This is a genomic window from Mucilaginibacter pineti (assembly GCF_900101875.1).
GTDB classification, from domain to species: Bacteria; Bacteroidota; Bacteroidia; order Sphingobacteriales; family Sphingobacteriaceae; genus Mucilaginibacter; species Mucilaginibacter pineti.
The window spans coordinates 187,606-214,357 of record NZ_FNAI01000001.1 but is presented as its reverse complement, the minus strand read 5'-3'; the positions used below and the strand labels follow the sequence as shown (position 1 = coordinate 214,357).

At 41.3% G+C, this 26,752-nt stretch carries 30 protein-coding genes and 1 riboswitch; of the genes, 13 read left to right on the top strand and 17 right to left on the bottom strand.

From position 1 onward, the window contains the following. Positions 1–161 precede the first annotated feature (161 nt). Complete coding sequence (locus tag BLS59_RS00795) at positions 162–548, top strand: VOC family protein (RefSeq protein WP_091142623.1); 387 nt, start codon at positions 162–164, stop codon at positions 546–548. 166 nt (positions 549–714) lie between these two features. Continuing rightward, positions 715–1,509 carry an SDR family NAD(P)-dependent oxidoreductase gene (locus BLS59_RS00790; RefSeq protein WP_091142619.1) on the top strand — a complete coding sequence of 265 codons (795 nt, stop codon included), beginning with the start codon at positions 715–717 and terminating at the stop codon, positions 1,507–1,509. A gap of 71 nt (positions 1,510–1,580) precedes the next feature. On the opposite strand, the gene BLS59_RS00785 is transcribed toward BLS59_RS00790, so the two are convergent. Beyond that, complete coding sequence (locus BLS59_RS00785; RefSeq protein WP_091142616.1) at positions 1,581–1,790, bottom strand: hypothetical protein; 210 nt, start codon at positions 1,788–1,790, stop codon at positions 1,581–1,583. A gap of 131 nt (positions 1,791–1,921) precedes the next feature. Here BLS59_RS00785 and BLS59_RS00780 point away from each other — a divergent pair, with 131 nt between their 5' ends. The 4 genes from BLS59_RS00780 (at position 1,922) to BLS59_RS00765 (ending at position 5,092) form a co-directional block, all read left to right on the top strand. After that, positions 1,922–2,416, top strand: a complete 495-nt coding sequence (locus BLS59_RS00780) for a DUF4442 domain-containing protein (RefSeq protein ID WP_091142612.1) — start codon at positions 1,922–1,924, stop codon at positions 2,414–2,416. A 135-nt stretch (positions 2,417–2,551) separates the two neighbouring features. After that, the gene (locus BLS59_RS00775; RefSeq protein WP_091142609.1) at positions 2,552–3,010 is read left to right on the top strand and encodes a GNAT family N-acetyltransferase; all 459 of its coding nucleotides are present in this window, start codon (positions 2,552–2,554) and stop codon (positions 3,008–3,010) included. Between the two features lie 27 nt (positions 3,011–3,037). Continuing rightward, entirely contained in the window at positions 3,038–3,661 is a 624-nt protein-coding gene (locus BLS59_RS00770; RefSeq protein WP_091142605.1) for an AlbA family DNA-binding domain-containing protein, read from the top strand. Positions 3,662–3,712: 51 nt separating this feature from the next. Beyond that, positions 3,713–5,092 (top strand): MATE family efflux transporter, encoded by a 1,380-nt coding sequence (locus BLS59_RS00765; protein ID WP_091142602.1) that lies wholly within the window; start codon positions 3,713–3,715, stop codon positions 5,090–5,092. Here BLS59_RS00765 and BLS59_RS00760 read toward each other — a convergent pair. The 6 genes from BLS59_RS00760 to BLS59_RS00735 all read right to left on the bottom strand — a co-directional run bounded on the left by BLS59_RS00760 (position 5,089) and on the right by BLS59_RS00735 (position 9,952). After that, positions 5,089–5,991: a histone deacetylase family protein gene (locus tag BLS59_RS00760; RefSeq protein WP_091142598.1), complete on the bottom strand. Its 903-nt coding sequence runs from the start codon at positions 5,989–5,991 to the stop codon at positions 5,089–5,091. The genes BLS59_RS00765 and BLS59_RS00760 overlap by 4 nt on opposite strands. 6 nt (positions 5,992–5,997) lie before the next feature. Beyond that, positions 5,998–6,852 (bottom strand): bestrophin family protein, encoded by an 855-nt coding sequence (locus BLS59_RS00755; RefSeq protein ID WP_091142594.1) that lies wholly within the window; start codon positions 6,850–6,852, stop codon positions 5,998–6,000. Positions 6,853–6,913: 61 nt separating this feature from the next. Then, positions 6,914–8,194 (bottom strand): kynureninase, encoded by a 1,281-nt coding sequence (gene kynU, locus BLS59_RS00750; protein WP_091142590.1) that lies wholly within the window; start codon positions 8,192–8,194, stop codon positions 6,914–6,916. Between the two features lie 36 nt (positions 8,195–8,230). Beyond that, a complete protein-coding gene (locus BLS59_RS00745) occupies positions 8,231–8,833 on the bottom strand; it encodes a DNA-3-methyladenine glycosylase (RefSeq protein WP_091142586.1) in 603 nt (200 codons plus the stop codon). Next, complete coding sequence (locus tag BLS59_RS00740; protein WP_091142582.1) at positions 8,830–9,477, bottom strand: alpha/beta hydrolase; 648 nt, start codon at positions 9,475–9,477, stop codon at positions 8,830–8,832. The genes BLS59_RS00745 and BLS59_RS00740 overlap by 4 nt, the downstream gene beginning before the upstream one ends. Then, on the bottom strand, positions 9,470–9,952 hold the full coding sequence (locus BLS59_RS00735) for a GAF domain-containing protein (RefSeq protein ID WP_091142578.1): 483 nt from the start codon (positions 9,950–9,952) through the stop codon (positions 9,470–9,472). Before BLS59_RS00735 ends, BLS59_RS00740 begins: the two co-directional genes overlap by 8 nt. Before the next feature lie 197 nt (positions 9,953–10,149). Between BLS59_RS00735 and BLS59_RS00730 the strand changes: the two genes are divergently transcribed. Beyond that, positions 10,150–10,851, top strand: a complete 702-nt coding sequence (locus BLS59_RS00730) for a DUF3291 domain-containing protein (protein ID WP_091142575.1) — start codon at positions 10,150–10,152, stop codon at positions 10,849–10,851. Positions 10,852–10,854: 3 nt separating this feature from the next. Beyond that, a complete protein-coding gene (locus tag BLS59_RS00725) occupies positions 10,855–11,103 on the top strand; it encodes a hypothetical protein (protein WP_091142571.1) in 249 nt (82 codons plus the stop codon). A gap of 217 nt (positions 11,104–11,320) precedes the next feature. Here BLS59_RS00725 and BLS59_RS00720 read toward each other — a convergent pair whose 3' ends face one another. From BLS59_RS00720 to BLS59_RS00710, 3 genes are all read right to left on the bottom strand, one after another. Then, entirely contained in the window at positions 11,321–12,034 is a 714-nt protein-coding gene (locus tag BLS59_RS00720) for a Dph6-related ATP pyrophosphatase (protein ID WP_091142567.1), read from the bottom strand. 38 nt (positions 12,035–12,072) lie between these two features. Continuing rightward, positions 12,073–12,759 carry an SIR2 family NAD-dependent protein deacylase gene (locus tag BLS59_RS00715; protein WP_091142564.1) on the bottom strand — a complete coding sequence of 229 codons (687 nt, stop codon included), beginning with the start codon at positions 12,757–12,759 and terminating at the stop codon, positions 12,073–12,075. 78 nt (positions 12,760–12,837) lie between these two features. After that, entirely contained in the window at positions 12,838–13,416 is a 579-nt protein-coding gene (locus BLS59_RS00710) for a DUF6580 family putative transport protein (RefSeq protein WP_091142560.1), read from the bottom strand. Between the two features lie 120 nt (positions 13,417–13,536). After that, positions 13,537–13,738: riboswitch (cobalamin riboswitch) on the top strand. Positions 13,739–13,881: 143 nt separating this feature from the next. On the opposite strand from BLS59_RS00710, the gene BLS59_RS00705 reads away from it, so the two are divergent. The 5 genes from BLS59_RS00705 to BLS59_RS00685 all read left to right on the top strand — a co-directional run bounded on the left by BLS59_RS00705 (position 13,882) and on the right by BLS59_RS00685 (position 20,030). Next, positions 13,882–15,906 carry a TonB-dependent receptor plug domain-containing protein gene (locus BLS59_RS00705; RefSeq protein WP_162842537.1) on the top strand — a complete coding sequence of 675 codons (2,025 nt, stop codon included), beginning with the start codon at positions 13,882–13,884 and terminating at the stop codon, positions 15,904–15,906. 4 nt (positions 15,907–15,910) lie between these two features. Further along, on the top strand, positions 15,911–17,047 hold the full coding sequence (locus tag BLS59_RS00700) for a YncE family protein (RefSeq protein WP_091142553.1): 1,137 nt from the start codon (positions 15,911–15,913) through the stop codon (positions 17,045–17,047). A gap of 27 nt (positions 17,048–17,074) precedes the next feature. Then, the gene (locus tag BLS59_RS00695; protein WP_091142549.1) at positions 17,075–17,968 is read left to right on the top strand and encodes a cell surface protein; all 894 of its coding nucleotides are present in this window, start codon (positions 17,075–17,077) and stop codon (positions 17,966–17,968) included. Between the two features lie 30 nt (positions 17,969–17,998). Further along, positions 17,999–19,099, top strand: a complete 1,101-nt coding sequence (locus tag BLS59_RS00690) for a DUF5074 domain-containing protein (protein WP_091142545.1) — start codon at positions 17,999–18,001, stop codon at positions 19,097–19,099. A gap of 181 nt (positions 19,100–19,280) precedes the next feature. After that, on the top strand, positions 19,281–20,030 hold the full coding sequence (locus BLS59_RS00685) for an SRPBCC family protein (RefSeq protein ID WP_091142541.1): 750 nt from the start codon (positions 19,281–19,283) through the stop codon (positions 20,028–20,030). Between the two features lie 46 nt (positions 20,031–20,076). Here BLS59_RS00685 and BLS59_RS00680 read toward each other — a convergent pair whose 3' ends face one another. From BLS59_RS00680 to BLS59_RS00650, 7 genes are all read right to left on the bottom strand, one after another. Then, on the bottom strand, positions 20,077–20,745 hold the full coding sequence (locus tag BLS59_RS00680; protein WP_091142537.1) for a response regulator transcription factor: 669 nt from the start codon (positions 20,743–20,745) through the stop codon (positions 20,077–20,079). A gap of 117 nt (positions 20,746–20,862) precedes the next feature. Then, positions 20,863–21,207, bottom strand: a complete 345-nt coding sequence (gene rplT / locus BLS59_RS00675) for a 50S ribosomal protein L20 (protein WP_076369188.1) — start codon at positions 21,205–21,207, stop codon at positions 20,863–20,865. Positions 21,208–21,286: 79 nt separating this feature from the next. Further along, positions 21,287–21,487, bottom strand: coding sequence for a 50S ribosomal protein L35 (gene rpmI / locus BLS59_RS00670; protein ID WP_090647347.1), 201 nt, complete (start codon positions 21,485–21,487; stop codon positions 21,287–21,289). Between the two features lie 145 nt (positions 21,488–21,632). After that, on the bottom strand, positions 21,633–22,199 hold the full coding sequence (infC, locus tag BLS59_RS00665; RefSeq protein ID WP_090647343.1) for a translation initiation factor IF-3: 567 nt from the start codon (positions 22,197–22,199) through the stop codon (positions 21,633–21,635). A 1-nt stretch (position 22,200) separates the two neighbouring features. Beyond that, positions 22,201–24,126, bottom strand: a complete 1,926-nt coding sequence (gene thrS, locus BLS59_RS00660; protein ID WP_091142531.1) for a threonine--tRNA ligase — start codon at positions 24,124–24,126, stop codon at positions 22,201–22,203. A 522-nt stretch (positions 24,127–24,648) separates the two neighbouring features. Then, complete coding sequence (locus BLS59_RS00655; protein WP_091142529.1) at positions 24,649–25,377, bottom strand: (Fe-S)-binding protein; 729 nt, start codon at positions 25,375–25,377, stop codon at positions 24,649–24,651. Positions 25,378–25,389: 12 nt separating this feature from the next. Further along, a complete protein-coding gene (locus tag BLS59_RS00650) occupies positions 25,390–26,709 on the bottom strand; it encodes an MFS transporter (protein ID WP_091142525.1) in 1,320 nt (439 codons plus the stop codon). Positions 26,710–26,752: the final 43 nt, after the last annotated feature.

Below are 26,752 nucleotides of genomic sequence, written 5' to 3'. Positions count from 1 at the left end.
TGTTGTGCCATTAAAACGTTCATCAGGCATTAATAGAAGATTTTAAAACAGATTTGGTAATGTGTAAAAATAGATGGAAATTGCTATAAAGGCTACCAATATAATATAAAGCTTTTTCTTCTGTTTTTATATCATTTTTTAATTTCACAACACGTTTAAATATGAAAAAAGTAACGGGTATTGGTGGCGTCTTTTTTAAATGCGATAATCCGAAAGGGATGAACGAATGGTACACAAAAAACCTTGGGTTGCCTAACAGTGGATACGGGGCAACGTTTGAATGGCGACAGGACGACGATCCGTCGAAAAAAGGATCCACAACCTGGAGTACGTTTCCACAGGATAGCAAACATTTCAATCCGTCGGCCAAGCCATTTATGATCAATTACCGGGTAGAAAATATCGTTGCGCTGGTAGATGAACTAAAAAAAGACAACGTAACCATTATTGATGAGATTGCAGAATATGAATATGGCAAATTCGTACATGTGCTGGATCCGGAAGGAAACATTATTGAGCTTTGGGAGCCAGTTGATGACGTTGATTAGGATAACGTTACAGGGTAAACGATAATTCACACATACTGGATTTTGGCATAACCATTAGGATTTGTCAACGTTTATACATCTTTTATATTAAAACCTGACAGCGGCATAAAACGGTATCATGCTTGTGGTGTTTACTTAAAAACACACACATTTTAAATTATAAACGATGGATCTTAAACTTAATGGCAAGGTTGCCCTGGTAACCGGATCAACGGCCGGCATTGGTTATGCTATCGCCAAATCATTGGCTAATGAAGGCGTTGAATTATATATAAACGGTCGTGATAAAAATAAAATTGATAAGGCGATTGAGAAATTAAAGGCCGAAACCGGCAACCAAAACATCAAAGGCATTGCTGCCGATTTTGCAGACAAAAGCCAGGTTGAAAATTTAATTGCACAGTTACCCGCTGTAGATATTTTAGTTAATAACGTAGGTATTTTTGAACCCAAAGAATTTGCGGCTATAACAGACGATGACTGGCTGCGTTTTTACGAAGTGAACGTTTTAAGCGGTGTGCGCTTGTCGCGCGCTTATTTCGATAAGATGATCAGCAATAACTGGGGCCGCATAATTTTTATCTCCAGCGAATCAGCTTACCAGATCCCTGCCGAGATGATTCATTACGGCATGACAAAAACTGCACAAATTGCAGTAGCACGCGGCCTGGCCGAGCTTACAAAGCATACCGCAGTTACCGTAAACACCATACTGCCCGGGCCAACACTTTCTGAAGGTGTAGGCGATTTCATAACCGCACTGGCCAACGACAAAGGGTTGAGTAATGCCGATGTAGAAAAGGAATTTTTTGAAAACATGCGCGGAACATCCATCATTAAACGTTTTATACAACCAGATGAAATTGCCAGCTTGGTAACGTTTGTGGCAAGTCCGCTATCGTCAGCTACCAACGGCGCCACCTTACGGGCCGACGGCGGTGTTATAAAATCGGCTTTTTAACAATCAACACAAAAGAAAAAACGCCCGGATCAAACAGATCCCGGGCGTTTTTATAATTTACAAGACTGAAACTACATCTTAGACTTTGATGTATCTTTTTTAGCGGTATCAGTTTTAGTGCTGTCTTTTTTAGTGGTATCGGTTACCGGTGCAGCGGTTGATGCTGAGTCCATTTTTGTACTATCAGAACCATCGCTTGCTTTTTTTTCTGAACCGCAACCAGTTGCAATTGCACCAATCATCGCCGCGACAAGTGCAAGACTTAAAATTTGCTTTTTCATAGTTATGTGTTTTATATTAAATGTCAAAATTGTTAATGAACATAGTACTAACCGCACACCGGCCATATTGTTTAGGATAATTTGCTCGCAGTGTAAAGTAATTAAACAATATTTTCTGATATTTAAGCACTATGGTTGTATCCGAAGGAATGTTAAAATGGGTAATGCGCCTATACCCTCCCCTCCTTTTCCAGCGTATTTGGGTGGTTAAATTTGATAAAGGGTACAAAGGTGTTGAGGTGAGGATTAAGAAAAGTTTTTTAAATAAAAACTATAACAAGTCCATTTTTGGCGGAACAATTTTTGCCGCCGCCGATCCGTTTTATCCTTTGCTGTTTCACCAGCTATTTAGCCATAAGGGTTACAAGTTAATAGCATGGTCAAAATCATCGGCCATACAATACATCAAGCCCGGCTTAACCGATCTGCATTTTAAGATCAGTTTAAATAATGATGATATTGCCGCCGCCGAAACCATTTTAAATACCGTGGGAAAATATACCGGCCACTACCCTATTGATATTTACAATAAAGATGGCGAAATATGCGTATCGCTAATGAACGAAGTGTATGTACGAAACTTAAATTTTGTTGACACCAATGTATCACCAACTGACGACCATTGACAACATACTGACAACATACTGACGACTGCTGACGACCTACTGATGACTACTGACGCCATACTGACGGCTGCTGACGACCTATTGACGGTTGCTGACACCATACTGACGACTGCTGACGAAAGAAATTATTAACCGATGACTGTTTTTATGAACGACGAAGCCTTTATTAAAAAAGGCTACAAAATATCAACCGATAAAGCATTACTTGATGTTGATATGATATATAATTATTTAAATGATGAATCGTATTGGGCACAGGGAATCCCGCGGGAGAAGCTGGAAAAAGCCATCGCTAATTCCTTATGTTTTGGCGTATACGAGGCCGATAAACAAGTGGGCTTTGCACGGGTAATTACAGACAATGCTACCTTTGCTTATATATGCGATGTGTTTATCCTGGCCACTTTCCGCAAAAAAGGATTGTCGAAATGGCTGGTGCAAACCATTGTAAATCATAGTGATATGCAGGGATTAAGGCGTTGGTCGCTGGCTACCGCCGATGCCCAGGGATTGTACAGCCAGTTTGGTTTTACACAAATAATAAAGCCCGAAAGGTGGATGGAAATATTTACCCCATACAGTAAACCTCAATAATTAGTTTAAAAAGTCAAGGAGCTAAAAATGAACATCAAAAAACTGATTTTTGAAGGAGAAAGCGTAACACTCGATTTTAAAAAAACCATTACCAGCTGCGAGAAAATAGCCCGTACAATGGTTTCATTCGCCAATAACCGGGGCGGCAAGCTACTAATTGGCGTTGCCGACGATGGCACCATAAAAGGCGTGAAATCTGAGGATGAGGAACGCTATATGATTACCCGCGCGGCGCACATGTTTGCCCGTCCCGCACTTGAGCCTATATTTGAAGAGATATATGTAGATGATAAGCTGGTGCTGGTTGTAGATACCTTAGCCAGCGAGCTAAAGCCCCATTACGCCCTTGCCGAAGACGGAAAATGGTGGGCCTACGTGCGGGTTAAGGACAAAAGCGTGTTGGCAAGTAAAATTGTCCTGGAGGTGCTAAAACGCTCTTCCAGCGATCAGGGCGTATTAATTGAGTACTCCGATAATGAAAAAACATTACTCAGCTACTTGCAGCAAACCAACCATATCACCATAAAAGAGTGCAGTGAGCTGCTTAAAATGGGAAGGCGCCGCACCCAGCGAATCCTGGTTGATTTGATCCTCTCGGGCCTTATCCGTATCCATACAACCGAAAAAGAAGAGTTTTATACCGCCTGCTGATGGCGTAGTTTACCGGCTTATTATTTACTTTTGCAGCCCTGCATCTGAATTATGAAAGCCGTATACCTGAAATACAAACCGTACTATGCCGAAAGTTTAAAACTGGCCATCCCGGTAGTGATATCACAACTTGGGCACACGTTGGTTCAAACATCCGATACCATAATTGTGGGTCATTTTGCAGGCACAGTTTCATTAGCGGCCGTATCACTGGTAAACAGCCTTTTTATGGTGCCGTTGGTTATAGGAATGGGTATCTCCTACGGATTAACGCCCTTAATTGCGCAAAATAACGGCAGAGGAGATGATAAAGAATGCGGACAATTGCTATCCAACAGTCTGTTTTTGAATATGTTAAGCGGCATACTTTTATTTGCGCTGATATACTTTGGCACTATGCTACTCATAGGCCATTTGGATCAGTCGCCGCAGGTGGTTACCGAGGCAAAGCCATATTTGTTGCTGCTTAGTTTATCACTTATCCCCCTCCTGCTGTTCAATACGTTTAAGCAGTTTGCCGAGGGTTTGGGTTTTACCAAGCAGGCCATGTATATCTCCATATGGGGTAATTTGCTTAATATTTGCCTGGGTATCATCTTTGTAAAGGGATTGTTTGGCGTACAGCCAATGGGGATAAAAGGTGTAGGTTACAGCACCCTTATCGATCGTTGTTTAATGTCGATAGTGATGGCTTTCTACGTTTTCAAATCGGCAAACTTCAGGAAATATTTAAAAGATTTCAGCATTAGAAATATTGACAGATTGCGTGGTATACAGATCATGAAAATTGGCGCGCCGGTGGCTATGCAATATACGTTTGAGATAAGCGCGTTTGGTGGCGCGGCTATTTTGGTGGGTACTATTGGCCTAGTTCCGCAAGCTGCTCACCAGGTTGCTATCAGTTTGGCCGCCATGACCTATATGATGGCAAGCGGTATATCGGCGGCGGCGGCTATAAAATCAGGGAACTATTTTGGCTCCGGTGATCATAAAAATTTACGGTTAGCTGCCATATCCAATTATCATATCGTGTTGGTTTTCATGAGTATTACCGCAGTACTATTCTTGCTGGGCAGACACCTTTTACCGTGGATATATACTTCAGATGAAAGCGTAATAGCAATTACTGTACAGCTACTTATCATTGTAGCATTCTTCCAGTTATTCGATGGTACACAGGTTGTGGGACTTGGAGTTTTACGCGGCATGGGCGATGTTAATGTCCCTACGTTTATTACCTTTTTAGCCTATTGGGTGTTGGGACTACCCGTTGGTTACCTGCTGGGTATTAAGTTTCAATTAGGGGTTTATGGCGTATGGTACGGATTGGTACTTGGGTTGGCAACAGCTTCTATACTCCTGTTTATCCGCTTCAACCTCATCAGCAAAAACCATCGGGATAAAACGGTGTTTATCGAAGCTAAAGATTAAAAATACAGATCGGAAGCCACTTTAAAGGTATTGCAATGTGCCTCTACAATGTCCCTGATCTGCGGCGAGTAACCACCGCCCATACTTACCTGCACCGGAATATTATTGGCAATGCATTGCTCAAAAACAAACTGATCGCGGGCTTTACAGGCCTCGCGGCTTAGGGCAAGTTTGCCAAGTTTATCGGTACCTAAAACATCTACTCCGGCCAGGTAGAATATAAAATCGGGCTTCTGCTGGCTGATCAATCTGGGCAGGGTTTCTTTCAGGATACGAAGAAATTCATCTCCTTCAATACCATCAGCAAGGGGGATATCTAAATCTGAGGTTTCCTTTCGGGATGGGAAATTATTGGCGCCGTGCATTGAGAAGGTGAACACCCGCCTCTCATTTTCAAAGATCTGAGCGGTGCCATTTCCTTGGTGAACATCTAAATCAATTATTAATATAGATGCTGCTAATTTATTAGCTAACAAATAATTAGCCGCTATTGCCTGATCGTTCAGCATACAAAAGCCTTCGCCCCAGTTAGTACCTGCATGATGCGTCCCTCCGGCTACATTAAAAGCGACGCCATTGTCAAACGCAAACCTGCAACCATCGATGGTACCTTTGGCAATCCTTATTTCCCGCTCTACCAAACGGGCCGATAAAGGAAAGCCAATCCGCCGCTGTTCCTTATCAGAAAGAGTCAGATCACGTAATTGCTGCCAGTAGTTTTCGTTGTGGGTTTTCAGAATAATAGCTTCATCAAGCAATCCAGGGGAGAATAAACTTTCACGGGTTATGACGCCCTCATGCAGCAACTGCGCCGGAATCAGCTCATATTTGAGCATCGGAAACCTATGCCCTTCGGGCAGCGGATGCGCATATATAGGATCATAAGCAATCTTTAACATTACTTGCTAAGCTAAAATTTCGCCTATGTGTTTCTGAATATTTTCGCAGATGTTGTCAAGTGGCAGGTCGTTGGCATCGTTACCAAATGGATCTTCAATCTCTTCTGCCAGTAGCTCGATACTGGCAAAAACAAACAGCACAAAACCAATGATGGGTATAAGAAAATACTTCAGGTCAAACGCCCAGGTAAAAGGCAAAGTCATGATGTAGGTAAAGATAAACTTCTTGATAAATACGCTGTAGGAAAACGGGATGGGCGTTTTTTTGATCCTTTCGCAAGCACCGCAAATATCTGTAAACGAGGTTATTTCGGCAGTCAAACTAATCAATTGCTCTGGGTTGATAACACCTTCTTTATTAAGTCGATAAACATTTTTAATAATGGCCGATGCAACCTGGTTGGGCACATGTTTATCCTTGTCGATACTGATAAACTGCTGCTCCTCTGCTACAAAAACATCACGTAAATGGTTCCTCAGTGAGCGGGCGTAAAGCGGGATGGCGTAATTAAAAAATGCCGCGTCGGTATCATTAACAAGATACTTTAGCTTAATGGCCAGGTTACGGCTGTTATTAGTGAGGCTTCCCCAGATCTTACGGCCTTCCCACCAGCGATCATAGGCCGAATTGATACGAAAGGCCAGCAGCAATGAAAACACAAACCCGATGGTCTGGTGAATATAACTCACCTTGCGCAGCATACTTGTATCGGGGAGTTTCCAGAAATCTATGAGCAGGTAGGTAACAATGCCCGCGTAGGCGCTTACAGCCAATATCAGCGGAAAAAGCTCCCGCAGCGTATCGGCCTTGTTTAACCTGAAAATAAACGAAAACCATTCTTTGGGGTTATAGTAAACCATCTTGTTAAGTCAAAAGTAAAAATTCAAAATTCAAAAACTCCCCTGGCCTTGTCCAAACACTTTATTGCGCTATTGCAGCGAGCAGCTGTTTTCCGGTGTGATAAACATCCTCAAAAGTATTATAAAGCGGCACGGGGCTTAATCGGATAACATCGGGTTCGCGCCAATCGCCTATTACGCCGTTGTTGGCTAAGTATTGAAAAATGGCCTTGGCATTTCGCAAACACACAACTGATAACTGACAACCACGCTCATGCGGATTTGCAGGTGTTATGATCCTGAACACCTCCTCGCCTTGCTGTTTATTGATCTGCCCTATTAAGAACTCTAAATAACCCGTTAAAGCGAGGCTTTTCTCACGGAGCCTACAAATACCCGCCGCGGAATCAAAAATAGCCATAGAGGCTTTAAATAAAGCCTGGAGCAATATTGGGGCCGTACTTACCTGCCATCCGTTGGCACCGTTGGCGGCTTCGAAGCCTGGAGCCATTAGAAAACGCTTATCTGCACGGTAGCCCCACCAACCAGCAAAGCGGTCGAGTTGCTGGTTATTAAAATGTTTTTCATGCACAAAAACACCGCTTATACCGCCCGGGCCCGAGTTCATGTATTTGTAGGAGCACCAGCAGGCAAAATCGCCCCCCCAATCATGTAATTGCAGGGGTACATTACCCGCTGCGTGCGCCAGATCGAAGCCGACATATGCACCGGCATCATGGCCAGCTTTTGTTATCGCCTGTAAATCAAAAAACTGCCCCGTGTAGTAATTTATCCCGGCAAAAAGCACTAAAGCAACTTCATCCGCATTATCCCTGATCTGTTGAATGATATCTTCGGTACGTAAAGTCACTTCGCCCTCACGAGGGAAAATCTCAATAACGGCATCTTTAGGATCAAAACCGTGAAACCTCACCTGGCTCTCAACCGCATATTGATCTGATGGGAAAGCACCGCCTTCCATCAATATTTTATATCGTTTACTATTTGGTTTATAGAAACTTACCATTAGTAAATGAAGATTTACTGTAAGCGAATTCATCACCGTAACTTCACTTTCTTTAGCACCAACTATCTTTGAAACGGAAATTGCTAAAGACTTATGATATTCCAACCATGGATCATCGCCCTGAAACCAGCCCTCAACCGCCAGGTTTTGCCAGTTACTTAACTGATCATTTATGTACTTACTTGCAGACGATGGCTGAAGACCCAAAGAATTACCACACAGATAAACTACATCCTTGCCGTTATGCTGAGGTATTAAAAACTGCTTTCTGAAATCTTTTAAGGGATCCTGCTGATCCCGCTCAATAGCGAACGCTAAACTGTTCTGGTAGTTCATGTGTCAATATTACAAAAAAGACCAATGCTAATTAGCCTATTTATTAGGTTTACTAACGTAAATATCGCCTTTTACATAAAAACGATAAGGCAGCAAAGCATCTTCTGCAGCATAGGCAACACCTATACGGGGGCAGGCGGTAATGTCCGCATCGCTAAAGTTCAGTCCCCTGTCCTCAATCCAAAGTGTATCGCTTTGAAGACTGATAGCATTAACATTACGCGAAATCCCAAAAGCCTTTGCAACCGAACCCGGCCCAGATGTAATGTTTGGCTTAACAACCTGCATATTACGCCGAACCTGCATAACCTCAATACCATCGGTTGGGTGAACCGCGCGGATAAGGATAGCATGCGGCTGCCCCTCAACAGAAGTAACCACGTTAAACATTTCATGAATGCCGTAGCATAGGTAAACGTAAGCTATGCCGCCCTGCATAAACATGGTTTTAGTACGCGGTGTTTGGCGGTTGCCAAAAGAATGTGAAGCCTTGTCTATTATGCCATTATAAGCCTCTGTTTCAACAATATAGCCACCGGTTATTACACCATCAATATAAGTAAATAAATACTTACCCAACAGGCTTTTACTGATAGCTACCACATCGTTGCCCAGGTAATAATCTTCGGTCAGTTTCATTTTTTGAGGATACGTTTTAGGATTTTGTTGATCTCGTTGGCCTTGTCGAAGATCATAATATGGGTGCCGCCTTTAACAATTGTAGCACCTTTAATTCTTTTGTAATCAAATATCAGATCCTTATCGCCGGTTATGTGATAGGTATCGGCGGGTGTTAATTTATTTTCCCAGTGCAATATGGCGCCCATGGCCCACTTTGCAAAAACCGGAGATGTATTTTTAAGCATGTCGCTAAAAAGCCATGCGTCTTCGGTGCCCATGTGGCCAAACAATGGCTTCACCATAAAACCCATCGAAGTAAATAATTTTCCGGGGATGAGTTTATAAACAGGCAGGTTCCTGAACAGGCTAAAGTACCAGGGAGCCTCGTTGCTTGTTTTTATACTGGATATCAGAATAGCTTTTTTTATGGGAATGAGCTTGCTTATTTCAATAGTTATCATCCCACCTAAAGAGTTACCAATTACAATAGAGCCGGGAGTTATATTATATTGATGGATAAGCTTTTGCGCGTATGTACTTAACGTATCCTGTTTATTTGGTTCAATCCAGTCAACCGGTGTTACATCATGCTCGTGCAGGTCGATATTGTTGTAAACACGCGTATCGGCGCCAAGACCGGCAATTAAAAATATTTTACTCATTAAAGTTTACCTGCTTAATAATTTGTTCCAAGTATTGCGCATCTGTATCATCAAACTGATCCAGCAGTTCGCTGTCAACATCTAACACGGCAACCACTTTATTGTTATAAAAAACCGGCACAACAATTTCTGAACGGGAAAGTGAACTGCAGGCAATATGGCCGGGAAACGCGTCAACATCTGGCACGATCAGCGTTTTGGCCTGCTGCCATGCTGCGCCGCAAACACCTTTACCCAAACCAATGCGCGTACAGGCCACCGGGCCCTGGAACGGCCCTAAAACAAGTTCATTTTCCTTAACTATATAAAAACCCACCCAAAACCATTTGAACTGCTCCTTTAAAGCCGCGCAGATGTTTGCCAGATTAGCAACCAAATCGGGCTCACCGTAAAGCAAAGCTTCAATTTGCGGTACCAGCGCAGTATATTGTTCAATTTTATCGGTTGATGCGGTAATTTTTAAATCCTCTGCCATAGCACAAATATAGTATCAAGTAGTTAGTATCAAGTAGCAAGAGCTACTTTTTACCCTTATAAAACAAAAGTGATATCGGATAAATAGTAATAGATAAACAGATAGATAGACTATCATATTACATCCTGACATCCAAAATCTTGATACTTGACACTAAATTTCCAGAATATCATATTAAATCTTTTATTTAGCAGGTAATGATAGTTAGCCTCACTATAGTTCGTTATCGGAAACTGTTTATCCCCCTGGCACTACTGGCTATGGCGCTGCATCGCCTGCCGATGTGGCTGCAGAAAGGCTGTACTTTTTGGAAACTGCTGGGATCGGGGCGGAATGGCACTTTTGATCTGCAGCCCGATTGGCAACAATGGGGCTTATTGGCCTGCTGGGAAAGTCGGGAAGATTTTGACAGTTTCTATAGCAACTCATTTGTTTCGGGTTGGTGGAGACACCTGGGGTACGAAAAATGGACATTGTTGTGCCAACCAATCCAAAGTCATGGCAAATGGGATGGCAAGGAGCCTTTTGGCAAGCCAGCTATAAAAGATTACAACGGGCCGGTTGCTGTGCTTACTCGGGCCACCATCAGAATGAGTAAACTTAAAAACTTCTGGAACCATGTGGATGAGGTAGCCAATTTAATGACCAACGCGCCCGGATATATTACATCTTTTGGTATTGGCGAAGCGCCAGTTTACCGGCAGGCTACCTTTTCGGTTTGGAAAAGTATTGATGACGTAAAAGCCTTTGCCTACAAAAGCCGCGAACATGCCGAAGTAATAAAACTTACCCGCAGCGAAAACTGGTATAGCGAAGAACTATTCGCCCGTTTTATACCTATTGCCAGCATTGGCAAACTGAATGGAAAAGATCCTTTAAATGATTTGTTAAAAAATTAAAATATGAGAATTATTGCCGAACTGCCACACCCAGATTTCAAAATATCTATCCTCAACATGAACCAAAAGTTTATTGTGAAGATAGAGCAGGGTACCCTGGAGCAGAGTTATAAAATTGCCGAAATGGATTTAACCGATGGCGTTAACAGCGTGTTTGAATTGCTCGACGAAGAGTTTTTAAAGAAAGTAGGCACTCGTTTTATAGAAATGCGCACCGATTTTAAAGATGCATACTATCGCTATAACTTTTAATATTTAAGTTACTCATTTACAGATATTTAAACTCAATAAAAAACACAAACAGAATTTAATTTGGCTATTTGCAATTGGGGTTCAATTTTGATTTATATTAACAACACCTAATAGGAAACAATAACATCATATAAACAAAATAATAAATTGATATATAATTATTTAAGTATAAACACAAAATTATATTTGGCGGCATAAATTGCCAAATAATTGAAATTTAAGCCAGTAAAAGGTCGCAATACCAAAATCCGGCAGGTTGTTCATCGGTTGTTGCATTGCAAGAATCATTGGCATTTTTAGGGGCTTTGTATTCTTTGAATAGTTTTACCCCGGTTTTGTATTTTATTTCATTTTTGAAAATCGGCCCTTTAAAAGCAAAGGTGTGAAACTCCCCATTTTCGCCGCAAACATCAACGTCAACGGGCAGGGAATTTATAAGCTCTTGACTTATCTCCTTTCCAACAATGTGCTTCAATTTTGCCTGGGCGCAAGCTATTACGGTACCAAATCCTAAATTCAAAAATTCGCCAATCAGTTCGCGGGTGTCGCGTTTCCATAATGGATAGATCCCAGTAAGACCAATCTCACTTAACCTCGTGTCGCGATAAACCTTCAAGTCTTCCAGAAATATATCACCGAATATAGAATGTGTGATCCCTTCATTTTTTAAATGGGTTAAATGCTTCCTCATTACCGCGTCGTATTCGGCCATTCCGGGCATCTCGGGCAAGCGAATCTGATACAATGGAATACCTATACTTTCGGCCTGTTTGATCAGTAGCTCAGTGCGTACTCCATGCATAGAGATCCGGTCAGCTTCATCATTAATTGTGGTCACAAGATATTTGACCTCAAAAGCCGGGTTTTGCAGGCAGTGATACAGCGCAAGGGCACTATCCTTACCGCCACTCCAGTTAAAAATGCACTTCATTATTTAGTTAGTGAATTGGTGATTTAATGGTGATTTGTCTATAAACTTAACAACTGCTCAACCACAGCCGGCACCCCTACTGTTGCTTTTTCCTGCACTTTAATAATATTGCCGCCAGTTCCTACATCGGGTATTTTGGGGTCGATGATGAACTTAGGAACGTTTTTGGCTACATATCTTATTAAACCCGCAGCCGGATATACAGCCAACGATGTACCAATCAGCATAAAAACTTCAGCATCGGCGCATATGGTAGCCGCAGGTGCTATCATTGGTACATCCTCGCCAAACCAAACTACGTGCGCCCTCAATTGCGAACCAAGTTCGCAAAGTTCGCCCATTTTAATTTCCCAGCCGTTTATTGGATAAGTAAGCCGCGGATCGATGCTTGATTGGGAACGGGTAATTACCCCATGCAGGTGTATCACATTGGTTGATCCTGCCCGTTCGTGCAGGTCATCTATGTTTTGGGTAATAATGGTTACATCGTATTGCTCTTCCAGTTTAGCCAGCGCGTAATGGGCGGCATTCGGCTTTGCTTCCAGTACAGATTTACGGCGTTCGTTGTAGAAATTTTGCACCAGCACGGGATTCCACTCCCAGGCTTCGGGTGTGGCTACATCCTGTATATTGTATCCTTCCCACAAGCCATCACTATCTCTGAAGGTTTTAAGGCCGCTTTCGGCACTGATACCGGCGCCCGTTAGCACCACAACTTTTTTCATATCGTAATAAATATCTTAGTCCATAAAAAAAGCGACCATACACATAGGCAGGTCGCTTTTCATTTTTAATATTTTGATTTAAAGTGCCAGTTGTTTTTTGGTCTGCAAAAAAGCATATTTACTCTTGGCCAATTCAAAACCGCCAAACATAATTGCGCTAAACACCAACGTGCCGTATACCATATTGTATTCAAAAGGGATAGCTGCAATTAATGATGTTTTATAACCAGCTAATGTATGCGGATAAAGATTAAGCGTGGTGTAAAACAAAGGAAGGTCTGTAACCAGCCAATGCATCAGCACAGCACCTACTGATGCCAAAAGCACATTTAAGGCATTTACCTTTTTTAACATAGTGCCTAAAAAAACCATAATTGCAAAGCTTAAATAAACGCCGATAATACCATCGTACCCAATAACAAATTTCGAAGTGTACAGATAGTTAAGGATAATATCAGTTGTAAACAAAGTTAGCAGCACTGCAAGATAACCTTTCCATTTATCAGTAAAGTAAGCACCACCAAATAAAGCGATTGCGCCTACCGGGTTGAAATTGCTTAATTGCTGATATTTAAATGCCAGCAACCTGAAAACAGCTGCTACCACTATCATCAAAACAATGATGATGTTTCGGTTAATGTTATCTTTTTTAGTCATGATAAAAATTATTGCTGTAAAACTACTCATTATCGTCGCAAATAAAAAACAGTTTGATACCGGTGTGTAACATTCGCTTGTTTCGATACATCTTTTTCAAAATATTGTTATTAAAGTTACTAACTTTGAAGCGCTTTCGGTTCCTGCCTTTGTTTTATTTAAAGAGCAGGATTAAAAGGGAATCTGGTGTAATTCCGGAACTGTCCCGCAGCTGTAAGCTCCATAACCAACGTCCATTCTGCAAGTCACTACCCTTAACCAGGATGGGAAGACCGGACCGAGGGGAGTAAGTCAGAAGACCTGCCAGGCAAACATATTAATTCATAGCTTTCGGGGATTGAGGCTGGAATGAAAATATACCCATCGTGTATTTCCATTTTTTGTGTACTTCACAATCTGCTTGCTATTTGTTTGATTTTTACGGACAAGATATTGCAACAACTTTACAAATATTTATTCCTTTTAATGATGATTGCCGGCTTTAATCTGTTTAGCAGTACACTGTTTGCTCAAAAAGCAGATAGCAGCAAACGGGATAACGACACGGTGAAAACACATACCTTAAAGGAAGTTGCTGTTCGCGCGGGCCGCATTTCATCACGCAATACATCGGCTACTCCACTGCAAATGCTCAAAGGCGCCGAACTTGAAAAACTCAACAGTCTTTCGGTAGCCGATGCCATCCGATTTTTCTCGGGCGTACAATTGAAGGATTATGGCGGTATAGGCGGCTTAAAAACCATTAATGTACGTAGCCTTGGCGCTAACCATGTTGCTGTTTTTTACGATGGCATTGAGTTTGGCAACGCGCAGAACGGCCAGGTTGATCTGGGTAAATTCTCGCTTGATAATATTGATGAGATAGACCTATATAATGCGCAGAAGAGTAATATTTTTCAACCGGCGAAAGGTTTCGCCTCGGGAAGCGCCATTTATCTTATGGCCAAACAACCACATTTTGAACCCGGCACTAACGCAAATGGTAAGGTGAGCCTCAAGGCCGGCGGGATGGGACTGGTAAATCCGTCATTATTGCTCAATTATAAGTTAGGTGATAGTATTTACAGCTCATTAAGTGCAGAACTTACCCATGCCAACGGCAAGTACAAGTTTAGATATACCAACGGCGTTTATGATACCACCGCTATACGGCAAAACGGCGATATCTCCGCCCAACGGGTAGAACTTGGTTTGTTTGGCAAAATGCAGGATAGCTGCAAATGGGCTGTTAAGGGTTATTTATACAATTCTGAGCGTGGACTGCCCCGGGCTGCTGTTTCAAACAGGTTTGAATCTGACCAAAGGCAGCGCGACAGGAATATCTTTGTACAATCTACCTACAACAAAACTTTTGATACCCGGTACAGCTTAATGCTTAGTGCTAAGTATTCCAATGATTACACCAGTTACCTCGACCCGGAAACTACAACGACAAGAGGCTTACTTAATGACAAGTATTATGAGCATGAGTTATATTTTTCGGCAGCGAACAAATACAGCATCAACTCTTTCTGGGATATTTCCTTGGCCGCTGATTATCAATGGAACAAACTTAACGCAACAGAAAACGATTCGGCTAAATACCGTTTTGTAAGTCCCCGGCGCCATACCATATTAACCGTTGCAGCAACCGACCTGCATTTTAAACATTTTAATTTACAGGCAAATATATTAGGCACCTTTGTTAAAGATAACGTAGATACTTTAGTAGCGGCAGGCAAAAAAACAGCCTACACTCCTGCCCTGCTGTTCTCCTGGCAGCCAACAGATAATCCCGACCTTAGGATAAGGGGATTTTACAAAAGCATTTTCAGGCTGCCTACTTTTAATGACTTATATTACACCTTTATTGGCAACTCTCTTTTAAGGCCCGAATACACTAAACAATTTGATGTTGGTTTTACCTATAATAAAACCCTTCATCAGCATACACTGGTATACTTTGCTGTACAGGCAGATGCTTATTACAACCAAGTAAGGGATAAAATAGTGGCCATTCCGGGGCAAGATCTTGAAAGATGGATCATGTTTAACTTGGGCAAAGTACATATTAAAGGTTTGGAAATTAATGGACAGGCAACCTGGCAGGTGGCTACCAGCGTATTCATTAATACAGGCATAAGCTATACCCATCAAAAAGCCGTGGATGTTACAGACCCTACCGAACCCGATGTTTATAATCAGCAAATACCTTATACACCCGTTAACAGTGGGTCGGTACTAATTGGCGCTGAATGGAAAAAACTATCCTTCAATTACAGCTATATATATATAGGCGAACGGTATGATCTTGGCGCCCATATTCCGGCTAATTATGTAAAACCATTTTATACACATGATGCCGGTTTTACCTACACAACCAATTACAATAAGCACAAATTAAAAGGTACTATCGAAATAAACAATGTGCTTAATCAATATAATGATGTTGTAACTAATTTCCCTTTACCGGGGCGTAATTACCGCTTTACAATCAGTTCAACCTTTTAATTCTATGAAAAATATCATTTATAAAATAATTTGTTTATTGTCCGGATGCTTCATTTTAGCTTCCTGCCGTAAAGCAGATGTACCTATACCCACAAAAACAAACCACGTAACCACTGCCGATCCAACAAGTAAGGTAAAAGGCTTTTACGTGCTTAATGAGGGGAATATGAATATGAACAGGGCATCGCTTGATTTTATGGATTACACAACGGGTAATTACAACCTCAATATTTATAATCAGATTAACCCGGATGTGACCAAAGGCCTGGGCGATGTGGGTAACGATATAGGCATATACGGCTCTAAAATATATGTGGTGGTGAATGTATCTAACAAGGTAGAGATCCTAAACGCACGTACAGGCAAACGTATTTCTTTAATAACCATAGCCAATTGCCGCTATGTAACGTTTCATAATGGCAAGGCATATGTAAGTGCGTATTTGGGTACCGTTGGCGATCCGAAGGCGCCTAATGGGGCTGTTAATGAAATAGACACGGCCACATTGCAGATCACCCGTAAAGTAACCGTTGGCCGCCAACCCGAAGAAATGGCTATAGTTGGCGAAAAACTATATGTAGCTAACTCAGGGGGCTATAGTCCGCCGAATTATGAGCGTACCGTTTCGGTGATTGATCTGGCTTCCTTTACTGAGTTAAAACGTATAGATGTAGCCATCAACCTCGACCGTTTAAAAGCGGATAAGTACGGTGATATTTATGTTACCTCGCGCGGCGATTACTATAATATACCATCAAAACTATTCGTGATTGATACCAAGACCGATCAGGTAAAAAAAACATTTGATTTTGGCGTAAGTAACTTGTGGATAGATGACGACATTGCCTATATGTACAACTTTGAGTTTAACTATAACACCGGTAAAAACACTACCAATTACATCATGCTTAACGTAAAAGACGAAACTGTAATGAACAGTAAATTCATTACCGATGGTACCGACGCGCAAATAAAAGTACCCTATGGTATAGCCGTAAATCCCGTTACAAAAGAAGTGCTGGTAACCGATGCTAAAAATTATTTAACCCCGGGTACTTTATACAGCTTTAGCCCCGGCGGGAAAAAAGAGTGGTCGGTAACCGCGGGTGATATCCCAGCACATTTTGCATTTGCATACTAAACATTTACCTATATAAAAATCAATAAAATGATCAATTTTAACCCAAATCAATTTAAATGCTTTTCCATAATCTTTGTACTGGGATTGGCTTTATTATCATCCTGTAAAAAGGATAACAGCCCGGGAGCAACACCCGAGCCATCCATCCGCCCAATAACCGCAACAAGTAAGGCATACGTTACCACATTATTTGATTTTAACCCTGCCCCCGGTCAGTTTACCAACACCGGCATTGGAGATACGGTTGCTGCTAATGGAACTTTAGGTAATGACCAGGGACTGGTTAGCCTTGGCGCCTGGGGAGGTTATATCATAGTTGGGTTTGACCACACCGTACTTAACGCAGCTGGCAAAGAGGATTTTATTGTATACGGCAACGCGTTTTCGATATTTGCTGAACCTGGTGTAATTTGGGTAATGCAAGATGCAAACGGCAACGGCAAACCCGACGATACCTGGTACGAGCTTACCGGCAGCGCGCAATATAAAGAAGGCTACACCCGCAATTATTCGGTTACCTATACCCGGCCAGCTTGCGATACCTGCAGCGTACCGTGGAAGGATAACAAAGGTAAAAGCGGTGTTATACAAACCAATATTTACCATTCGCAGGCTTATTTCCCTATCGGCCTTAAAACCAATAGCTATACGCTATCTGGCTCACTATTGCCATCAAGCAATATTAATGATAATGATCCAGCCTATATAACCAGCGCATCGTTTGATTATGGTTATGCCGACAATACTCTGGGTGGCGATAAAGTTGATATCGCCAACGCTATTGATGCAAATGGAAATAAGGTGTCTCTGAAGGGAATAGACTTTATTAAAGTACAAACCGGCATCCTCTATAACATGGGCTGGCTGGGCGAACAATCAACTGAATTTGGCGGCGCGGCTGACTTAAGTCTTTTAAAATAAGCATTCAACAGAACAATCAATTAAATAAAAATGAAAAGATCCATTACCTTAAAATTTTTACCCTACCTGTTACCTGTATTATTACTGGCAACAATAAGTTCCTGCAAAAAGGATGAGAACAATAAACTAATTGTTACAGCAGGCAAATATGAAAATGGCTTTTTTATATTAAATGAGGGCTCGTACCAAACCCTTAATGGCAACGTAAGTTATTTTGATTATGGTACAGGTAAATTAACTGACAGTGCTTTCACAAAGGAAAACCCGGATAAATCATTTGCCCCTAATACCACCTCGTTAGAATCGGGAACTATTTTTAATCACAAAATATATCTTTTGGTTAAAGGCGGGGGCCCGTTAGTTGTTACCGATGAACTTACGCTAAAGGAAACCGGCCGTATTGCCGCCAGTATGGATAACGACTGGAGAAGCTTTATCGCTCTTGATAACAATAATGGCTTGGTAAGTACTGCTAAAGGTATTTACCCGCTTAATTTATCCACATTAGCATTAGGCACAAAGATAGCAGGCGTTGATGGTGAAGTTGGCGACATGATAAAAGCGGGCAATTACATTTTTGTATTATCACAAACTGATGGTGTAGTAATATTAAAAGCCGACTTCTCCATAGCTAAAAAAATTGCCGATTTAGATGTTGCCTTTGCAAAAGGTAAAGACGGTTCCATATGGGCAGCAGGCAGTAACCAGTTGGTAAGTATTGATCCAGTCACTCTGACGGTTAAAAATATAGCTGTACCATTTGTTATAAATGGCTCATGGGGGGCATGGCATACAGGTTCGATAACAGCATCTACAACAGACGATGCTATTTTCCTGGCTAAAAACGAACAGTATAATGGCGGTACCGAAATTTACAAATACACTGCAACAAATGCCGCCTCATTCACCACGCCATTTATAAAAATACCCGATGGTAAAGAAATGTACGGCCAGGGAATTAGCTACAACGCAAAACTCAACCAGCTAATTGTTACAACCGTAAAATCTGGCTATGGCGAAAACTTTAAGGTTAACGACCTTTACTTTTACGACACGGCAACCGGAGCGCAAAAAGCCGATGTAGCCTATACCGGTTTATACTTCCCGGCAATGCCTTTATTTCATCAATAAATTTTAACGCAGCCCAGTATTTAAACCCCAAAGCTTTTATTCGGCTTTGGGGTTTTGTTTTGTTTGAGACCCAATACTGTAACTGAGTATTAATTTAATTACAATAAGGTTAAATAAATTCAATTATTAAAAACTTACGGCCATGTATGGTGTTTAAATTTTAACCTATTTAAAAAAAAGCATGGCAACTACTATTGTTAAATATACCGATAACTACCCCGTACTTTACGGCGATGACAGAGTAAACTTAAATTGGCCCGAGCGTTACACCTCCATTGCCGGTGGCCTGAAACTTGGTTTATCAGGTTTCAAAAACATATTCTCCAACCCTTTTGCCAGTATATTAAAGCTTGGTGCCGGTGGGTATCTTTTAAATCGTGGCATTACCGGGCATTGCGAATTATATAAACGTATTGGCAAGTTGTCAACAAGCCCGGTTAATATAAACATACGCTCATCTTTTACTGTTGCTCAACCAAGACACAAGGTTTACAATTTTTGGCGCAAGCTTGATAACCTTCCGCTATTCATGAAACACCTGGAAAGCGTAGAGGTTATAGACGAAAAATATTCACACTGGGTTTTAAAACTACCGGCTGATATAAGTACAATAAGTTGGCACGCAGAAATTGTAAAGGACGAACCAAATGAAATGATCGGCTGGAGTTCCCTACCCGATTCGATGATAGATAATGCAGGTAAGGTACGTTTTCAGGATACAATGGATGGTACCGGAACTTTGGTTGATATTGTTATCAGTTATCAGCCACCTGCCGGGGGATTGGGGGCGGGTATTGCCCAGGTATTGAACCCATTGTTTAAGAAAATGGTTGATAAAGACGTACAGAATTTTAAACAATATATGGATATTAACAACGGTCCCGAAGCTTTTTTGGATGGTACTGATAATACCATAATTATCATTTCATAAATCAGTTATGTTAAAGCATTACGTATTTAGGTGTGTTCTGCTTTAACTATATCAAATCAAAGGCCCTTGCATAGGCTGCAAAATCAATGGCACTGCTAATTTCCAGCTTATTGCGGATGTTGCGGCGATGGGTTTGCGCAGTCTCCACAGATATAAATAGAGCATCGGCAATTTCGATAGAGGTTTTACCAAGAGCTACCTGTTTTAGGATATCTTTTTCCCGTTTGCTCAAGGTTGAAAATGCTTTAATATTCTTTTTCAGGAAATTATTCTCTTGCAGTAATCGTTCGGCTTTTGCCCCTATATGTTTCATCCTATCGATAGGATAAGCCGTGGTGATTGTCAATAAAGGCTTTCCCTCATCATCCCACATAAAAATTCGCACAGCGCTGATATGCCATGTCCAATCGCTTTTGCCGGCATATTTAACTTGTTGGAAATAGGAAAAAGATTCTTCGGGTTGATTATTATCCAATAAAACACGCATTTTAGGTAGAAAATCTTCCATATCCTCCATATTAAAAAAACGTGGATAGTATTCGGTTTTCATATCAATCAATTCCTGAAGCGTTACACCCAGCAATTTCAACCCGTTGGCAGTCATATATACTACAGAAAAATCGCTTATGTGGTGAATGATGACAACCCCTGGCATTTGCTCGGCAAACCGGGCAAACTCGTTTATTTTTGAAGTAACAGAATCGTTTAAATACATATTAGTAGCAGGAGTCACTAATATGCTAAAAAGCAAGCGTGTTTGAACAACTATAAACAAAAAAAGCCTGATAAATGAATATCAGGCTTTTTATAAAAGGAAGTTCCTTTTATTGTATTATTTTACTGCATCAATAACGGCTTTGAAAGCATCAGGATGATTCATTGCTAAATCAGCCAATACTTTACGGTTTAAACCGATTTCTTTTGCTGCTAATTTACCTATTAATTGAGAGTAAGAAATTCCGTGCTGACGGGCACCTGCGTTAATACGCTGTATCCATAAAGCTCTGAATTCTCTTTTCTTGGTTTTACGGTCACGATAAGCGTACTGTAAACCTTTTTCTACTGTGTTTTTTGCAACGGTATAAACCTTGCTTCTTGAACCCCAATAACCTTTGGCGAGGTTCATGATCCTTTTCCTGCGTCTTCTCGACGCTACTGCGTTAACTGAACGTGGCATGTTGTTTGTTTTTGGTAGTGAGTGCCTGCTTTTACAACAGAACTTAAAACTCTAATACCTGGTTAAAAAAAATTGTGAATTACTTTCCGATGCAAAGCATGCGTTTAACATTTCCACTGTCAGCTTTAGAAACTAAGCTGGTGTGGCCAAGGTTACGCTTACGTTTAGTCGACATCTTAGTTAAGATGTGGCTTTTGAATGCATTCTTCCGTGTGATTTTACCGGTTCCAGTAAGCTTAAAGCGCTTTTTTGCACTGGAATTGGTTTTCATTTTTGGCATAACTATTTATTTATTTAGATGTTAGATATGAGATTTGAGATGTGAGACTAATAATCTCGTTGCACCTGAACCCCATATTTCACGTTTATTTTAAAAAGACGTCAGATACAAGATTGTCTCAAATCTCATATCTAACATCTCATATCTATTTTTTAGCCGCTTTAGGTGCAAGGGTTAAAAACATCCTTTTACCTTCAAGCTTTGGTAATTGCTCCACTTTACCTACATCTTCAAGCGCTTGTGCAAAACGCAGCAGTAATATTTCACCCTGCTCTTTGTATACAATTGCACGCCCTTTAAAGTGCACGTAAGCTCTCACCTTTTCGCCGGCTTCCAAAAACTTAATGGCATGCTTTAATTTAAATTCAAAGTCATGATCATCAGTATTAGGTCCGAAACGAATCTCTTTAATAACAGTTTGCTTGGCATTGCTCTTAATCTCTTTAAGCTTTTTCTTTTGCTCGTAAATGAACTTGTTATAGTCCGTTACTTTACAAACTGGAGGTACAGCGTTTGGAGATATTTCAACCAGATCCAATTCCTGCTCCTGTGCAATTGCCAGTGCATCTCTTAATGAAAAAATACCTTGCTCAACATTGTCACCTACAAGGCGAACTTCCTGAGCTCTAATGAATTGGTTGATGTTGTGTTCAGCTTCTTTTTTCTTAAAAGGAAGCCTTGGTCCTCTATTGAAGGGTTTGTTTAATGCCAAGTTATACTTTTATTTCTTTAGTTATTTGTTCTTTAAAATCTTCTATGCTCATACTTCCCAAATCGCCCTGACCATGTTTTCTGACAGAAACCTGGCCTTCGGCCGCTTCTTTTTCACCAACAATCAGCATATAAGGGATCTTTTTGACTTCAGCATCGCGTATCTTCCGCCCTATCTTCTCGTCTCTAAAATCAATCAGCCCGCAAATATCGGAATCTTTTAACACATCAGAAAGTTTTTTTGCATATTCCTCGTATTTTTCTGATATCGGAAGGATAATAAATTGCTCTGGCGATAACCAAAGCGGGAAATTACCTGCACAATGCTCAATTAATACGGCAATAAAGCGCTCCATTGATCCAAAAGGAGCTCTGTGAATCATCACCGGACGGTGTTTTTGGTTATCGCTGCCGGTATATTCCAGTTCAAAACGCTCCGGTAAATTGTAATCTACCTGAATAGTTCCCAGCTGCCATTTACGGCCAAGCGCATCTTTCACCATGAAATCAAGCTTAGGGCCATAAAAAGCCGCCTCGCCGTATTCAACAACAGTAATCAAGCCTTTCTCGTCCGCTGCCTCAATAATAGCCGATTCCGCCAGGGCCCAGTTCTCATCTGTACCAATGTATTTGGCTTTATTTTCAGGATCACGCAGGGAAACCTGTGCTGTATAATTATCAAAGCCCAAGGCTTTAAACACATACAATACCAGATCTATCACTTTCTTAAATTCGTCCTTCACCTGATCCGGGCGACAGAATAAGTGAGCATCATCCTGAGTAAAGCCACGTACGCGGGTTAAACCGTGCAGCTCGCCGCTTTGCTCGTAACGATAAACAGTACCAAACTCGGCCAAACGAACCGGAAGATCCTTGTATGAGCGTGGTTTTGTTTTATAAATCTCGCAGTGGTGCGGACAGTTCATCGGTTTTAAGAAAAACTCCTCTCCCTCCTGCGGTGTTTTTATCGGCTGAAATGAATCGGCACCATATTTTTCATAATGACCAGATGTTACATACAGGTTTTTATGACCAATGTGCGGTGTAATTACCTGTTCATAACCCGCCTTAACCTGTGCTTTTTGTAAAAAGTTTTGCAAACGTTCGCGCAAAGCAGTTCCTTTAGGTAACCACAATGGTAAACCCATACCTACCTTTTCAGAAAAAGCAAACAATTCCAACTCTTTACCCAACTTACGGTGATCGCGCTTTTTAGCTTCTTCGATCATGTGAAGGTATTCTGTTAACTCACTTGCCTTGGGAAAAGTAACGCCATATATACGTGTAAGCTGTTTACGACTTTCGTCGCCACGCCAATAGGCACCGGCAACACTCATGAGCTTAACAGCCTTTATAGGGCCTGTGTTGGGGATATGAGGCCCGCGGCACAAATCGGTAAAGTTTCCTTGCGAGTAAAAAGTGATGGCACCATCTGGCAGATCTTTAAGCAGATCCAGTTTGTACTCGTCGCCTTTTTCAGTAAAATATTCAATAGCATCGGCTTTGCTCACCGGCTTACGAATGTATTCTTCTTTGGTTTTAGCCAGTTCGATGATCTTATCTTCGATCTTCTTGAACTCGTCCGAAGAGAATTCCCGGTCGCCAAAGTCTACATCGTAATAAAAGCCGGTTTCAATGGCCGGGCCAATACCAAATTTGGTGCCGGGATACAACGCCTCCAAAGCCTCGGCCAGTAAGTGGGCCGATGAATGCCAGAATGTTGATTTACCTGCAGCATCGTTCCAGGTTAATAATTTAACGTGCGAATCCTTTTCGATTGGTCGTGTGGCATCCCACACCTGGCCATCAACTTCGGCTGCTAATACGTTACGTGCTAATCCTTCGGAGATAGACAATGCTATCTGCATGGAAGTGATCCCCTTGTCGTACTGACGAACGGATCCATCGGGAAGTGTAATACTAATCATCTACAACTATGATTTAAAGTTTATAAAATTACGTTTGCAGATCACCTACAAAAGTGATCTATTATTTGAGGTGCAAAAATAGGAATTATTTTGGGATTTTGGGATTTCGGATGTTCGATTTGGCATTTGCTGAATTTATGATTTACAACCGTCAACTCCTGCGAGGTTAGCGCAGCGTAACTCGTGGGTATCGGGTTTAAAGCCTCCGGCTTTATATTCAGCTGAAAGCTAAAACCATGCGTCCCCCGAGCTACAAGCCAAAAGTGTTCGAAACCTTAGAGATTTATAAAAAGGTTGTCATTTCGACGAGCCCGCATGGCAATTGTGTGTGTGTGAGGGGCAAGGAGAAATCTTCAACGAAATACTAAGTCCACTTGCTATCGCAGAAGATTTCTCCTCGTACCTCGTCGAAATGACACCTTTTTTTATTTATTTCGAACACGTATGGCTGAAAGCCCGCGGTAGCAAAAAATAGTAACTTTATAAATCCGAAATCGAACATCCCAATTCCTAAATCAAAACCTAAACATTCCCCCATCCCAAAGCCAAAACATCAGCCAGATGCATGGTTTTTATTGGCAGCCTATTTTTGTCGATATAGCTTTGCAGATGCAGTAAACATGAGGCATCAGTCGAAATAATGTACTCCGCTCCTACGGCCAGCGCGTTATCTACCTTTTGCTGGGCCATTGCTGTGGATATACCATCGAACTTAACGGCGAAAGTACCACCGAAACCGCAGCAGGTTTCATTATCCTTTAGCTCCAATAACTCAAGGCCAAGCACTTTGGAAAGTAGTTGGCGCGGTTCTTCTTTGATCTTACATTCGCGCAGTGCACCGCAGCTATCGTGATAAACGGCTTTGCCATCCAATTCGGCACCGAAATAATCGAATTGCAGGATATTTACCAGGAAGTCAGACAGTTCATAGATATTACCCTGTATTGCCCGGCATTTATTATGTACGGCAGTATTGGTGAACAAATCGTTATAATAGTTTTTAACCATGCCCGTGCATGACGCAGATGGGGTAACGATCACGCTATCTTCAGAAAAATCATTCAGAAATTTGCTACCCACCGCCTTGGCATCGTCCCAGAAACCTGCGTTAAAAGCGGGCTGGCCACAGCAGGTCTGGTTAGGGTTAAAGCTTACCGTACAGCCTGCCTTTTCCAGTACCTTTATGGTATTAAACGCGGTATCGGGATATAACTGGTCAATAAAACAAGGTACAAATAACTCAATCTTCATCTTCGGCACAAATTACACGGCGCTAAATTCCGTATTTTTCTTAATCTTTTTTTCAGCTGACAACAAAGAAAACAATAAAATCAATCCGACGATAAAGAAACCACATAAAGCTAATGTAGAATTGCGCATGCTACCGGTTAATTCTTCAATAAATGCAAAGCTAAACATACCTCCTACTATAGCTAACTTTTCTGTAACATCATAAAAACTAAAAAACGATGCGGTATCAGGAATATTTTCCGGCAAATACTTTGAATAAGTTGACCTCGACATAGACTGGATGCCACCCATTATTAAACCAACCACTACGGCCAGCGCGTAAAACTGAGGAATGGTAGTTACAAAATAAGCAGCAATACAGGCTGCTATCCATATAATTACCACTAATATTAAAACCTTTACATTACCAATAATAGCCGACAAACGCGACATTAATGTAGCACCACCGATAGCCACTAATTGTATGATGAGGATAATTTCGATCAATCCGCTTGTTTCCATTTTTAATACCTTGGCCCCAAAGCCCGCTGCTACCAACATTATAGTTTGCACCCCCATAGAGTAAAAGAAAAACGCAGGTAAAAACCTCTTTAATAAAGGCATGGTTTTCACCTTTGCCCAAACTTTGCCCAATTCAACAAATCCTCCTTTGATAATATTATGATGGTGAGTTTGCGCGTTAGGGCTGCCCTTAGGTAGTACAATAAAAGGTATATAGGCAAAACTTATCCACCAGATACCTACCAAAAGAAATGACAATTGAGCTGCCCCACCGCTGGTTAAGTGAAATGTTTTAGGTGATAGTACAAAAATTAAACAAATTATCTGCAATATAACGCTGCCAACATAGCCATAAGTAAACCCTTTGGCACTTACGCTATCCTGCATGTCAACAGTCGCAATCTGGGGTAAATAAGAATTGTAAAAAACAAATCCACCGCTATAGCCTATAGCTGCAAGTGCAAAGCAAATTATTCCAAACTCCAGGTTATTAGGTCCAAAGAAAAACAGGCCACAGCAAGAGAGCGAACCAAGCCAGGTAAAAAACTGCATGAAAACCTTTTTATTCCCTCTGTAATCGGCAATTGATGATAGTACGGGTAAAAGCAGCACCATGATCATATAGGCCACGGCTAAAGCATAGTTTGATAAAGCAGTATTAATAAAACTCTTGCCAAAAAACGTTACTCTATCACCATTCCTGGAGTTAGCAGTGATGGCTACATAATAAGCCGGAAAAATTGTGGAGGTGATAACGAGATTATATGCCGAATTGGCCCAATCAAAAAAGGCCCAGGCCCTTATGATTTTCTTATTGTTTTTGGTTTCCATTGATATACTAAAAATAGGGAAAAAGAATCAAGAGTCAAGAGTT